Below are 12,004 nucleotides of genomic sequence, written 5' to 3'. Positions count from 1 at the left end.
CAGGCGAAGGCCGTTTCCGCGTACGGCAGTTACCGAACCGAGTGATCAAGTACGACGCACCGTTCGACAGCACACGTTAAAGATCAAGCTAGGCGTGATACGGGTAATGTTCCAGTTCCTGCACGATCAGGAACATGGACTGAGAGGCATCGACCAGGCTGTCCGATGCCGAGACCATGATTTCGTCGAAGAGCTCGCGGTAGCGGGCGACGCCGGAAAGGTCGTCTGCCCTGTCCAGCCAGATGCTTGTGGCGCCGGCATGGACATTTATGGGGGCGCCGCCCAAAAGATCGCGCGTCGCTTCCTCGGGCACCGGCAGTGCATGACTGCGGGTGTAGCCACACAGCGCGGGCGACAATGAAGGATCAGCCACAATCGCCTGCGAGGCCGCACGCCATGCGGTGAAGAATTGTTCCCGGTCGACACCGTCGCGCGTGGCTATGAAATGGACAAGCTTGACGGCACCGCGCCGGGGCACGGCAACCTGCTCACGCTCCTCAGCTGTCACCAGCACCTTCAGGGCCGACCCGTCGGCGAAGAGGTGTTCGTCCGGCTGGATAACCGAAAGGTAATAGGGGTGCGACGTCAGGAGACCTACCGCTTCCGGCGAGGGGTTATAGATTTCGCTTACGACATCTATTTCGGCCGGCTCCACTCGTGCCGCATCCGGTGCGCCATAGGCAGCGTCGATCACAAAGTTTTGTACATACCTTGAGAGGTGGGCCAGCATATCGGCGGGGCCCGCCAGGATCTTGGCCGCATGGACGTTCTGATAATGCTGCCAATGCTTCTGACGTGTCATGCCCGGCAGGCGACGGGCCGCGACAATAAGTTTGATCATGATTCACTCCGATACGTTGCACCCAGGGAGAATCCTGGAGGTGGGGCGACCTGAAGCGGCCGATTGGAAGCGGTGGCGAGGAAACGCCGTTGTTGCTGGGTGGTTCAGCCCCCTGGGTCTTTCCGACTTGCTCGCGAATGGTCGATCCGTTGCGGCGGCGCGTGCTCGGCGCGGCCGCTGCTTTAGTCTCATCACACCCCATTCCATCTGTACAGTGGAACTTTGTTATGGGTTTCATTCACCGCATGGATGAAGTTGGAACGTGATGGGTCTCGATCTGAATCTGCTCGTGCCGCTGAACGCGCTGCTCCAAGAGCGCAGTGTGACGGCCGCGGCGCACCGTATCGGCCTCTCCCAGCCGGCCTGCAGCGCGGCGCTCAAGCGACTGCGCAGGCACTTCGGCGATGAACTGCTGGTCCGGGTCCCCGGCCAGGGAACCCAGCTCACGCTGCTGGCCGAGCGCCTGCGCGACCGGGTCTCACTGCTGACCGCGGAACTCGACGGCGTCTTCGGGGCCAACGCCGGCCTGCAACCAGGTTCGCTCGACCGCGAGTTCTCCCTGCTGCTCTCCGACTACGATTGCAGCACGCTCGCCACGTCACTGGTGCGCGAGGTCACGGCGCACGGCACTGGTGCACGTATCCGCCTGGATCTGCTCACGAACGACATGCGGGCAGGGATCGTCGAGGAGATCGACAGGCATGATGCAGTGATCGTGCCCCGGGCCGCGCTCCCGGACGGGACTCCGTCGCTCGACCTCTACGAGGACCAGTGGGTGCGCATCGTCAGCGCGACTCGGCAGTCCGAGGGCGACGATCTCGCGCAGGCACGGTGGGCCGTCTGCTACGACACACCGTTGATGCCGTGGTCGCCGGGCCAGCTGCTGGAGAGGGAGGGCCTCGCCGGGTCGATCACCGTGCGGGTGGAGAGCTTCGCGATACTGTTCCCGCTGGTGGCGGGTGCGGATCTCACCGCGCTCGTGCCCAGGCGGCTGGCGGACACGTGGTGCGGGCCGACGGGAACGCGCCCTGCCCCGGTCCCCGCGTCCCTCGCCCGGCCCTACGTCATGGCGATGGCGTGGTCTCCGCGCTGGGCGTACGACCCGGCCCACTGCTGGTTCCGGGACCGGGTGTCCGCCGCCGCGCAGTGTGACGACGTGAGCCGGTTGCCCCGGCCGTTGTGATCGACCGCGCTGGAGCGAGCACCTCTCCGAAGGCTGAAGGCCGCGAATAGGGTCTTCTGGCGAACGGTCAATGGGCCTGGCTGGAGGCGTTGTTGCCGCAGCGCGTCAAGCGGGGTCGTCCGGCGGTGCGGGACCCGGCGGCAGCTGCTCGACGGATACGGTGGCGGATGCGGACCGGTGTCACCCACCGCAGCGGAATGATGCGGAGCCCGCAATCTCTTTCAGAGCCTCGACGGGCCAGGGTGCGCCTGGCGGTGCCCCGCATCACTGCTCATGACGGGTGGGCCCCCGAGGGAAAGGCCCCCTCCTCAACTCTCCTTCTTCGCCCCGAACATCACCCTCCGCAGCGTCGCCAGCAGCCCCTTCCCCTCGCCCCTCGCCTCCCGGACCGGTTCGGGGTGCCGAAGCTTCACCCCCGGTGCCAGTTCGTACCGTACGGGCAGTACTGCCCGTCGATCTTGCTGCCGCACCGGGAAACTCCAAGATCCCCGACAGAGTCAAGCTTAGAAGCGGAGTGCTCCTTCTGGTAGATCCCGCTCCGCGGTCAGCGGCAACTCCACAGTGGTGAGCATGTCCCGGTACCGCTCGGCCAGTTGGGAGGGGAGCTTCCTGCTGAACACCACCAGCTCCCGGAAATAGCCGGGCCCGATCCGCCGGGCGTGCCTCGACCAGCGCAGCGGCACCGCGTTCTCCGGTGTCACCGTCACACCGATCCCCTCGACCGCGAACAGGAGCGCTGCGGAGACCTGGCCCGTGCGTGCGACGGCGCGCGGTGTGAACCCGAGGTGCCCTGCCAGGCGGTCCACCACTTCGCTCATGCCCTGTTCCTGCTCGTAGAGCACCCAGTCGGCAGCGGCCAGTTCGGCCGGATCGGCCGCTGTCCCCGCCGGGTGTTCGGCCGAGCCGGTCACCACCATCTCCTCGTATCCCAGGGAGATGACGGGTCCCTCCCACGGGTCGGGCCGTGGGCCGACCGCGATGTCGCCCTGGCCGCTGCGCATGGCCTCTTCGAGGTCCCGGCGGTGGGAGTAGTCGTGCAGTCTCAGCACGGTGGAGGGGTACGTCGAGTGCCAGCGCGCCGCGGACGGCGGCAGGATCCCCGAGGCGACGGACCGTACGGTCAGGACGTGGACGTCGCCCTGACGGCCCTCCACCACCTCGCGCACCGAGTCCTGCGCGTCCTGAACCGCGCGGACGACGTTCTGTGCTCGGGGCAGAAAGACACGGCCCGCGGGAGTCAGCGTCACCCCTTGCCGGCCGCGCTCCAGCAGGACCGCGCCCAGCTCCTTCTCCAGGACCCCGATCTGCTGGGACAGCGAAGGCTGCGTGACATAGAGCCGCGCAGCCGCTCTGCTGAAGGAGCCCGCCTCCCAGACCGCGAGGAAGTACTCCAGCTGACGTAGCTGCATGTGATCAAGTTACTCGGCCGAGCGTTGCCCAGTGCTCGTGCTGTGACCACACATCCGATGTGGTTCAGGATCAGTCGGCATGGCACGCAGCTCGCGTGTGCGTCATGCCGTGAGTGCAACCCTGCTGTCCTTGCGGGTGAGCCGGGACAGCAAGTAGTCGACCTCGGTGCGGGCACGCGCCGACAGCGCGGCCCCGGGCTTGCGCTGGGTGTCGGAGGTCAGGATTCCGCGGCGTTTCATGACGTACTTGCGTACGGCCAGGCCGATGCCCGGCTGCTGTTCGTAGCGCAGCAGGGGTAGGTGGGTGTCGAAGACGTCATGGGCGGCGTCACGGTCGCCGGCGGCGGTGTGGCGCACCACGTCGACGAGGAGTTCGGGAACGCAGTAGCCCGTCATCGCTCCGTCGGCTCCGCGTTCGGTCTCGAAGTCCAGGAAGAGGCCGCCGTTTCCGCACAGGATCGACAGGCGGGGCATCGCTCCGTCGGCTTCGAGTTGCCGGAGTGCGCTGATCTTCTCCAGGCCCGGCCAGTCCTCGTGCTTGAGCATCACGCACCCGGGCGCGGCGTTCACGATGCGGGCGATGACGGCAGGGGACATGACGACGGAGAAGGACAGCGGATAGTCCTGGATCACGAACGGCACGTCCGCGCCGATGGCGCCCGCCGCTCCCTCGTAGTAGCTCACGATCTGGTCGTCGGTGCGCAGCGTGTTCGGCGGGGCGATCATGACGCCGCCGGCACCGGCTGACATGACGTCGACCGTGAGAGCCCGCATGGCGGCGTAGCCGGGTGCGGAGACGCCCACGATGATCGGCAGATCGGTGCGCTTGAGGACGTGCTGGACGATGCGCACGCTTTCCTCGTGGGACAGCTTGGGTGCTTCGCCCATCTGGCCCAGGAGGGTCAGTCCGGTGACGCCGGCGTCTGCGTAGAAGTTGACGAGTCGGCTGAGTGAGTCGAAATCGATTGCGCCTTCCTCGTCGAAGGGCGTTGGTGCGATGGCGAAAACACCATTGGTGTTGCGGTCCAGGGGTGCCATTTTTTTCTGCCTCCTCAGAAGTCCGATGTCTTTTTCAGAGGCTGGCGATGAGTCCGCCGTCGACTCGGATGACCGAGCCTGTGATGTAAGAGGCCTGGACGCTTGCGAGGAAGGTGACGGCGGCTGCGTATTCCCGCGGTTCGCCGTAGCGGCCCACAGGGATCGACGCGACGCTCTCGGCGGACGTCTCCGCGACGGACTTGCCCTCCCGATCAGCCTTGGCCTGGTCGAGGAACTTGGTCCGCTGGGTGCCGATCCGTCCAGGAACGACCACGTTGCAGGTGACACCCTCGGCCGCGACTTCCCGGGCCAGCGTCTTGGACCAGCCGAGCAGGCTGCCCCGCAAGGCGTTCGACAGCCCCAGGTTGGGGATGGGGGCGATCACCCCCGAGCTGGCACTGGTGATGATCCTGCCCCAGCCGCGGCTCCGCATCAGCGGCGCGACCCTGTCCGTGATCGCGATGACGGACAGCACCATGGACTGGAAGTGCTTCTGCCAGAGTTCAGGGTCCTGCCCCGCAACCGGCGAGGGCGGCGGCCCTCCCGTGTTGTTGACCAGGATGTCCACGGGACCGAGCGCCCCTTCGACTGCCGCGATGTGCTGGTCGATCGCGCCCAGGTCCGCGAGGTCCCATTCCAGGGGCACGGCTTTCCCGCCCGCGTCGGCCACCGCCTCGGCGGTGCTCTCTGCGGCCTGTGGGCTGATGTCCGCGACGGCGACAGCGGCGCCTTCAGCGGCGAGGGCCTGGGCGATCGCGCCGCCGAGACCCCCACCCCCGCCCAGTACGAGCGCGGTCTTGCCCGAAATTCCCAGATCCACAGCTTCGCTCCTTGGGCGCGTGGCCCCGTTCCCCGGCCGTACGGCTGACGGCTACGTCCGTAGTTTCCAAATGACACTGCCACGAGGTCGTGATGGGTCTCCAATAGGAATCTCTCGCGACATGCATAAGGGATGCCTATGCGCCGCGAATAGGGAATAGGCGTTGCCGGCGTGCAAGATGAGGTGGGGAACAGGGCCGTTTCGGTTCGATTTCCGACGCATGTTCATGGCCGTAACTGGAGGCCCCTATGTCCTTGCCGGAAACCATGCAGGCCGCGGTGCTGGGTGAGCCCGGCACCCTTGCCGTCGCGACGCTGCCCGTGCCGCAGGTGGGACCGGAAGACGTTTTGGTACACGTCCGCAGGGCGTCCCTGTGCGGAACGGACCTGAAGATCCGCAGTCGCCACTTCTTCAAGGACGGCGGCCCGGCCGCGGGCGAGTTCGTACCCGGCCACGAGTACGCCGGCGTCGTCGCCGCGGTGGGCCGCGCCGTGGACGAGTTCCGGGTCGGCGACCGGGTGGTGACGGAAGCCCACCGCGGCTGCATGCGCTGCGCGAACTGCCTGGCCGGGGCCTACACGGACTGCCTCAACTACGGCCTGCGGCACACCGGGCACCGTGTGCAGGGGATGACCGTCAACGGGGGCTTCGCGGAGTACGCGCTCAATCACGTGGCGACCCTCCACCGGTTGCCGGACACCGTGGACTTCGACGCCGCGGTCGTCCTCACCACCGTGGGCACCGTGATGCACGCCTTCGACGTGCTCGACACCCTGCTCGTCGGATCCACGGTCGCGGTGATCGGCCCCGGACCGATAGGGCTGCTCGCGGTACAGGTCGCACGTGAACTCGGGGCCAGGACCGTAGCCCTGGCCGGCACGCGGGAAGCCAGGCTCGCCATCGGCAAGTCCTTCGGCGCGGACCTGATCGTCAACTCCCGGGAGGAGGACGCCGTAGCGGCGGTTCGGGAGGCGACCGACGGGATCGGCGCCGACATCGTCCTGGAGTGCTCCGGCGCCCCGAGTGCGGTGGACGACGCGCTGCGCATGGCCAAGCGGTCCGGGAAGGTCGTCCTCGTCGGCTTCTTCGAAGAGCCCGTACGGGCCGACCTGAACCATGCCGTGATGAACGGCATCTCGATCCAGACGGTCCGCGGAGAGGGCACCGGTTCGGTGGCCCGCGCCGTGGGCCTGGCCGCCCGGGGCCGGCTGCGCACCGCGGAACTGGTCACCCACCATTTCGGGCTGCCCGACGTCGCCGAGGCGTTCGACACCTACGCCGAGCGCCGGGGCAACGCCATCAAGGTCATGCTTGACATCTCCGAGGCCCCGGAGTCCGCCGGTGACCGGTGACCGGGAGGGCACCGTGCCCGACGCCCTGGCAGCCGGGCGGGAGAAGGCAGCGGCCGCCATGGCCGATGCTGCCACCGCCTGGCTGAACAGCCTGAGCGAGGACCAACTCCCGCTCGCCGCCTACGACTCCCCGCTCCACCCGGATGCGGAGGCCGAGCGCCTGCGCTGGTTCTACACTCCCACCGAACACGGCGGGCTCGCCGTCCGAGACCAGAACGCTCGCCAACAGAGCCTGGCCATGCAGTTGGTGGCCACCGGACTGTCCATTCCGGGCTACGCCACGGTCACCACCGTGATGGGGTTGGAGAACGTCCTGGACCAGCTGGAAGGGTGGCGGGTCCACTGGGGCCGGCAGCGCGGACGCGACCCCGGCCTGTACTGGCTGAGGATCTTCGGCCGCCCCGGCGACCGTGTCTGGGCGTGGCGGTTCGGCGGCCACCACATCTCCCTGAACAACCTCGTCGTCGCCGGCCGGCTCGTCTCCACGACCCCCTGCTTCATCGGTGCCGACCCGGCCACCACCGAGCTGATCGGAGGCACCCTGCGGCCCTTGCAAGGCCCTGAGGAGACGGCCCGTCAACTGGTCCGCAGTCTGGATCCGGGCCAACTCCAAAGCGCCCTGCTCCACCCGTCCGCAGTTTCGGACATCGTCTCCGGCAACCGCCCACGCGTCGAACACGGCGACACGATGATGCACATGCAGGACCTGTGGCGGGGCCGGTTCGCCGACCCTGAGCTGGACCGGCTTGTCGACGACATCGACCGCCGGGCGGAAGCGGGCAGCGGATACACCGAGAACGATCACGCGCGCGTGGCCATCACGATTCCCCCCAAAGGCATCGGCGGTCGCGATCTGAACAAGGAGCAGCGGCACCTGCTGCGCCGGCTCGTCAGCCTTTACAGCGGCCGGGCACCCGAGTTCCTCGCCGACGCCTACGACACCCACTACGCCTCTGACACCGTCCTCGACGCGGTGCATTTCGGCTGGGCGGGCAGCACGGCCGCCGGGGAACCGCACTACTACCGGGTACAGGACCCTCGCGTCCTCATCGAGTACGACAACACACAGCGGTACGCCAACCATGCCCACTCGGTGTGGCGTGACCTGACCTCCGACTTCGGACTGGACGTGCTCGCCGAACACCGCGCACACATCGCACACGAGTAGGGCCTACCCGGGCAGCGCCGTAGACGCCCGTACCGCTGGCCCCCACGAAAGAACCAGCACCATGATGACCCTGCTGATCGTCGACGAAGAGCCCCTGCCACGTCTTGCCGCGCGCGTAATCCTCGAACGACAACCTGGACTGACCGTCGTCGGCGAGGCCGACACCGGCTCCGAGAGGGTCCGTATGGCCTCTGCACCACAGCCCGACAACGTTCTGATCGCCGCAGTCCACGCAGTGGCCAGAGGCGACGCCGTCATCGCGCCGAGTGTGCCCCACAGACTCCTCGACACCTTCGCTCACCGTCTGAAACGTTCCGTCCCAGACCAGGATCGGGACGACAGCGGCCGCTCCACCACCTCGCCGGACGCGAGCGTGAGGTTCCCGCCCGCATCGCATCGGGTCGGAGCAACGGAGAGATCGCCGAGGACCTGCATCCGGCCGCAACCACGGTCAAGTCACACGTCAGCAGCATCCTCGCCAGGATCGGTGCCGGGACCCGCGACCAGGCGGTGGCTTTCGCCTCCGAAGTAGGGCTCGTCAGAGCGGGAACGGACTGGCCCTGGCTGGCGTGAACAGGGACATGGCCTCGCGGACGCGGCGCTCTGCCGCGGCCAACTCCTGCACGACAACCCCGAACGCGACGACGCCGAAGCGGCCGACCAGGTCATCGAGGATCTGCTGCCGATGTTCGGCCTTACCAGAGACGAGGCCCACGAGATCTGGCGGCAACCACTGCCCGGACTGGAAACCGCGGCCGACCGTCAAGGCGCCACCCTGGAACCCGAGAACCGTGACCACCCGAACGAAAGGTGCGCACTACATGACGCTCCGACGAGTCCTCGCCGAACTGGGCGCCGCAGCAACCTTCGGCGTTGCTGCGGCGATCAGCACACGTCGCCGCGCCCTGGCGGCAGTCCCTCGCGAGCTGCGGCACCCAGTGCTCTTCCTCCCGCTGAACTTCGGCAACCCGGTCACTCTGGCCATCGCTCGCCGCCTCGTGCCCTTGGCGGGAGCCGCCTCCAGGCCAGGCGTCCGCATCGAGCAGCGCACGCTGCCGGCCACGACCGGCGACCTCCCCGTCGAGGTGCTCACCTACCAGGCAGAAGGCCAAGCACCGCGCTCAGCGCTGCTTTGGATCCACGGCGGAGGAACCGTCATGGGTGCCGCTCGGCAGGAAAACACCTGGTGCAGCCGCGTTGCCGACGAACTGGGCGCTCTGGTCGTCAGCGTCGACTACCGCCTCGCACCCGAAAATCCGTACCCCGCAGCTTTGGACGATTGCTTCGGTGCGCTTAGCTGGCTTCACGCCAACGCCGCCGCCCTCGGTATCGATCCCGCCCGCATCGCCGTCGGCGGCGAAAGCGCCGGAGGCGGGCTCGCCGCCGCCGTAGTCCAGCGCGCCCACGATGCAGGAGTGCCGGTCCGGTTTCAACTCCTCATCTACCCCATGCTCGACGACCGCACGGCTCTACGCGTCGACCCTCCCGACAGTGCCATCTATACGTGGACCCCGGACTCCAACCGCTTCGCCTGGACCTCCTACCTCGGCCGCCCGCCACAGGACCTCGACGATCGCCCCTATGCTGCGGCTGCGAGGCGCAAGAACCTCGACGGGCTGCCGCCCGCGTGGATCGGCGTGGGCGACATCGACCTGTTCCACGACGAAGACGTCGACTACGCCCGACGCCTGAGCGAGGCCGGCGTCGCCTGCGAGCTGCGGGTCGAATCAGGCATGTACCACGGTGCTGATGCCTTGCTCGACGGCAAAGCACCTTCGATGACCGCTTTCCGCGCTGCCGCCCTCGACGCTCTGCGAACTGCCCTGGCAAAGCCCTGACCGCCCCGGACATGCCGAACCGGCCTCGACGGCCAGGCCGGCTCGATCAGTCGAGAGCGGGAAAGGGGCGCCGGGCGACTTCGCGTGCTTCCTCGCGGGGGAGACCGAGCATGCACAGGATCATTTCCGCCATGTCAGCCGCGCTTCGTCGGCGCTGACATCGGGGCGTGCGGACCTCAGTTCCCAGAGGGCCAGCTGGCCTTCACCGAGCGCCGAGAGGGCGACGAGTGGATCGGGCACGTCGAAGCGGCCGGACGCAACGCCTTCCTCCACGTCCCGCAGGGCGCGGGGGGCGAGTCCGATCTCAGAATGGATGTGCTGCAGGCCACGACGGTTCAGGATCCGGGTCACTTCCGGATGGGCCCTGGCCAGCTGGGGCGGCGATCCGAAAAGAGGCGGCCATGACTTCAGCTGGGTCCCGGATGCCGTGCAGGTGCTCGTCGATAGCCATGTGTCGGTGAAGTCGGATCCGACCAACGTGGCCCCAATGAGCTTGCGTACCTCGCTGTTGGCGCCGTCACACCCCAAGACGATACTTGCTCGCGCATGTCCGAGTTCGCCGTGTGCATCAAGGAACGTGACAGCGTGGTTGAGGCGTACGTCCGTCGCTCCGCACTCTGCAAGCGCCGAGCGCAGGTGCCGACGGATGACACTGAGGCTTCTCGGCCGGAAGGGTTGTGACCACCACCTTGCCACGCGGCGACATCCACTGCGCACCGGTGCCTGGGAGCATGTCAACGATTGCGCGCTCGTACACTCCAGCCTTTGCAGCGTCCGCGTTGCCTCGCCGTCCAGGACGCCGACGCGAGGTTCCGGGTCGGCCGATCACGTCGACGTCGAAGTCGGACCGGTTCATTAGTCCGTCCTTGCGCAGGTGAGACGCGCTCCGATACCGAAGATCAGAATCCACGCGGTGGATCCAGGTGGTTCAGAGGACGGCGGTCGAGCTGAGCGTCTGCCTCGTCTGCTGTGTCGACTCGGGTGCGGGCGGCAAGCCTGGCTTCGACGCCGTCGAGAAGTGACTGCAGGCCGAAGGACACATGCGGGCGAGGGGTGGCTGCGAGGGCGGCGCCGATCGCGAACGTGACGACGCTCTGGGCGGCCTGCTCGGCATCCCGTCTGGTGAGGCCGGACGCCTGGCAGACCGCCAGCAGGTGCTCGTCATGGCGGTCCCTGGCAGGGCCGTCGAGAGGCTGGACGGTCATGGTGGCCAGCAGCCAGGGGTGCCTGAGGAGCATCGAACGCAGGTTGTCCGCCATGGCCAGGAGGGCCGGACGCCATTCGAGACCGTCGAGAGCGGAGAGAGGTGTCTGCCCCCAGACGGTGTCAGCAGCCATCAGGAGCACATCGTGTCGGCTCTTGACGTGCCAGTAGAGGGCTGCCGCGGTGATACCGAGACGGCTGCCGAGTCTTCGCATGGTCAGACTCTCGATGCCGCCCTCGTCCAGAAGGGCGATGGCCGCCTGGACGATCTGCTCCTGGTGCAGAGCGTCGCGGGGCATCCCCGCGGTAGTCGGGATGGGGCTGCTCACGGCACCTTCTTGCTGTGGGAACGAGGCCGCGGCGTGCGGCTCTGGGGGGCGCGTGGCCGTCGCGCCGACGAGGACGCGGTGCCGTGCCCGTCGGCGCGGTTCATCTGGGGTCGTTGCGCTGTGTCAGCCGGGAGAGCCCGCGGGCCTGATGCTGTGCAGCAGCCGTTCTCCGGACTCACGTAGCTGGTCCTTGACCTTGTCGAGGCCGGATGCGAGCAGCGCGTGATCGCGTTTGCGCCAGGTGCCCGCCACCATCACGGCCTCGATGTTGGCGATGTCGGCGTGCAGAGCCGTGGCGACGGGGTCGTGTGCCGGCCACAGGTTGAGTGCGCGGGCGTCGACGGCGACCAGGTCGGCCTGCATGCCCGCCTCGATACGGCCCACCCGGTCGGCCAGGCCCAGTGCCTTGGCCCCATCGACCGTGGCCCAGGCAATGCGGTCGCCGTTGACGAGGACATCGGTGTGCTCGGAGTCCGGCCGGTCCGGCGTCATCGTGATGACCTGCGCCCCGCGCAGCAGTATGCGGCTCATCCAGTGGCCCCCGAACCGGGGGAGGTGTGGCTCGGCTGGGACATGGTGCGGCTCCTTGCCCCAGGCGTCATTGCCCGCACGGCGGCTTGTGTGGTGGTGAGGAAGTCCCGGGTGGCGATGTGCCCGATGTAGCCGTCGGGACGGATCAGCAGCAGCGTGTCGCCGGTCAGGCCGTAGGCACTGCGCAGCGTGTTCTGGGGGTCGGAGAAGCCCTCGGGCGGCCCGACGGTGAGCCGCTTCAGCCGGGCGCCCGTCGTCGGCCAGTCGAGGAGTTCGAGGTCCCGGGTGGCGC

13 protein-coding genes and 1 pseudogene are annotated in these 12,004 nt (G+C 67.8%); 5 read left to right on the top strand and 9 right to left on the bottom strand.

Features of this window, described 5'->3' with window-relative positions; genetic code table 11:
* Positions 1 to 88 precede the first annotated feature (88 nt).
* Entirely contained in the window at positions 89 to 841 is a 753-nt protein-coding gene (locus ACFY1U_RS50780) for an EthD domain-containing protein (protein ID WP_390700907.1), read from the bottom strand.
* A gap of 265 nt (positions 842 to 1,106) precedes the next feature.
* On the opposite strand from ACFY1U_RS50780, the gene ACFY1U_RS50775 reads away from it, so the two are divergent.
* Complete coding sequence (locus ACFY1U_RS50775; RefSeq protein WP_390700906.1) at positions 1,107 to 2,024, top strand: LysR family transcriptional regulator; 918 nt, start codon at positions 1,107 to 1,109, stop codon at positions 2,022 to 2,024.
* Positions 2,025 to 2,527: 503 nt separating this feature from the next.
* On the opposite strand, the gene ACFY1U_RS50770 is transcribed toward ACFY1U_RS50775, so the two are convergent.
* From ACFY1U_RS50770 to ACFY1U_RS50760, 3 genes are all read right to left on the bottom strand, one after another.
* Positions 2,528 to 3,433 (bottom strand): LysR substrate-binding domain-containing protein, encoded by a 906-nt coding sequence (locus ACFY1U_RS50770; protein WP_390700905.1) that lies wholly within the window; start codon positions 3,431 to 3,433, stop codon positions 2,528 to 2,530.
* A 102-nt stretch (positions 3,434 to 3,535) separates the two neighbouring features.
* On the bottom strand, positions 3,536 to 4,471 hold the full coding sequence (locus tag ACFY1U_RS50765) for a dihydrodipicolinate synthase family protein (RefSeq protein WP_390700904.1): 936 nt from the start codon (positions 4,469 to 4,471) through the stop codon (positions 3,536 to 3,538).
* Between the two features lie 34 nt (positions 4,472 to 4,505).
* Entirely contained in the window at positions 4,506 to 5,291 is a 786-nt protein-coding gene (locus ACFY1U_RS50760) for an SDR family oxidoreductase (RefSeq protein ID WP_390700903.1), read from the bottom strand.
* Between the two features lie 248 nt (positions 5,292 to 5,539).
* Between ACFY1U_RS50760 and ACFY1U_RS50755 the strand changes: the two genes are divergently transcribed.
* The 3 genes from ACFY1U_RS50755 (at position 5,540) to ACFY1U_RS50745 (ending at position 8,384) form a co-directional block, all read left to right on the top strand.
* On the top strand, positions 5,540 to 6,643 hold the full coding sequence (locus ACFY1U_RS50755) for a zinc-binding dehydrogenase (protein WP_390700902.1): 1,104 nt from the start codon (positions 5,540 to 5,542) through the stop codon (positions 6,641 to 6,643).
* Entirely contained in the window at positions 6,633 to 7,811 is a 1,179-nt protein-coding gene (locus ACFY1U_RS50750; protein WP_390700901.1) for a DUF3500 domain-containing protein, read from the top strand. The genes ACFY1U_RS50755 and ACFY1U_RS50750 overlap by 11 nt, the downstream gene beginning before the upstream one ends.
* 390 nt (positions 7,812 to 8,201) lie before the next feature.
* Positions 8,202 to 8,384, top strand: a complete 183-nt coding sequence (locus ACFY1U_RS50745; RefSeq protein ID WP_390700908.1) for a response regulator transcription factor — start codon at positions 8,202 to 8,204, stop codon at positions 8,382 to 8,384.
* Here ACFY1U_RS50745 and ACFY1U_RS50740 read toward each other — a convergent pair.
* Positions 8,350 to 8,610, bottom strand: a complete 261-nt coding sequence (locus ACFY1U_RS50740) for a hypothetical protein (RefSeq protein ID WP_390700900.1) — start codon at positions 8,608 to 8,610, stop codon at positions 8,350 to 8,352. The genes ACFY1U_RS50745 and ACFY1U_RS50740 overlap by 35 nt on opposite strands.
* 22 nt (positions 8,611 to 8,632) lie before the next feature.
* Here ACFY1U_RS50740 and ACFY1U_RS50735 point away from each other — a divergent pair, with 22 nt between their 5' ends.
* Entirely contained in the window at positions 8,633 to 9,649 is a 1,017-nt protein-coding gene (locus ACFY1U_RS50735; RefSeq protein ID WP_390700899.1) for an alpha/beta hydrolase, read from the top strand.
* Between the two features lie 120 nt (positions 9,650 to 9,769).
* On the opposite strand, the gene ACFY1U_RS50730 is transcribed toward ACFY1U_RS50735, so the two are convergent.
* From ACFY1U_RS50730 to ACFY1U_RS50715, 4 genes and pseudogenes are all read right to left on the bottom strand, one after another.
* On the bottom strand, positions 9,770 to 10,000 hold the full coding sequence (locus ACFY1U_RS50730) for a hypothetical protein (RefSeq protein ID WP_351924630.1): 231 nt from the start codon (positions 9,998 to 10,000) through the stop codon (positions 9,770 to 9,772).
* 548 nt (positions 10,001 to 10,548) lie between these two features.
* Entirely contained in the window at positions 10,549 to 11,181 is a 633-nt protein-coding gene (locus tag ACFY1U_RS50725; RefSeq protein WP_351924628.1) for a TetR/AcrR family transcriptional regulator C-terminal domain-containing protein, read from the bottom strand.
* 123 nt (positions 11,182 to 11,304) lie between these two features.
* On the bottom strand, positions 11,305 to 11,712 hold the full coding sequence (locus ACFY1U_RS50720) for an amidohydrolase family protein (protein ID WP_390700898.1): 408 nt from the start codon (positions 11,710 to 11,712) through the stop codon (positions 11,305 to 11,307).
* A pseudogene (locus tag ACFY1U_RS50715) lies at positions 11,709 to 12,004 on the bottom strand (FAD-binding monooxygenase); the annotation flags it as partial. The pseudogene ACFY1U_RS50715 and the gene ACFY1U_RS50720, both read right to left, overlap by 4 nt.

It is taken from the genome of Streptomyces sp. NPDC001351, from assembly GCF_042896045.1.
In the GTDB taxonomy this organism is placed as follows: domain Bacteria; phylum Actinomycetota; class Actinomycetes; order Streptomycetales; family Streptomycetaceae; genus Streptomyces.
The sequence above is the reverse complement of the archived record's forward strand: the minus strand, read 5'-3'. Positions and strand labels throughout refer to the sequence as shown.

Excerpts from the sequence above, each read along its gene's own strand:
- ACFY1U_RS50780 (WP_390700907.1), bottom strand. The coding sequence starts at position 841 with ATGATCAAACTTATTGTCGCGGCCCGTCGCCTGCCGGGCATGACACGT.
- ACFY1U_RS50775 (WP_390700906.1), top strand. The coding sequence starts at position 1,107 with ATGGGTCTCGATCTGAATCTGCTCGTGCCGCTGAACGCGCTGCTCCAA.
- ACFY1U_RS50770 (WP_390700905.1), bottom strand. The coding sequence starts at position 3,433 with ATGCAGCTACGTCAGCTGGAGTACTTCCTCGCGGTCTGGGAGGCGGGC.
- ACFY1U_RS50765 (WP_390700904.1), bottom strand. The coding sequence starts at position 4,471 with ATGGCACCCCTGGACCGCAACACCAATGGTGTTTTCGCCATCGCACCA.
- ACFY1U_RS50755 (WP_390700902.1), top strand. The coding sequence starts at position 5,540 with ATGTCCTTGCCGGAAACCATGCAGGCCGCGGTGCTGGGTGAGCCCGGC.
- ACFY1U_RS50735 (WP_390700899.1), top strand. The coding sequence starts at position 8,633 with ATGACGCTCCGACGAGTCCTCGCCGAACTGGGCGCCGCAGCAACCTTC.
- ACFY1U_RS50720 (WP_390700898.1), bottom strand. The coding sequence starts at position 11,712 with ATGAGCCGCATACTGCTGCGCGGGGCGCAGGTCATCACGATGACGCCG.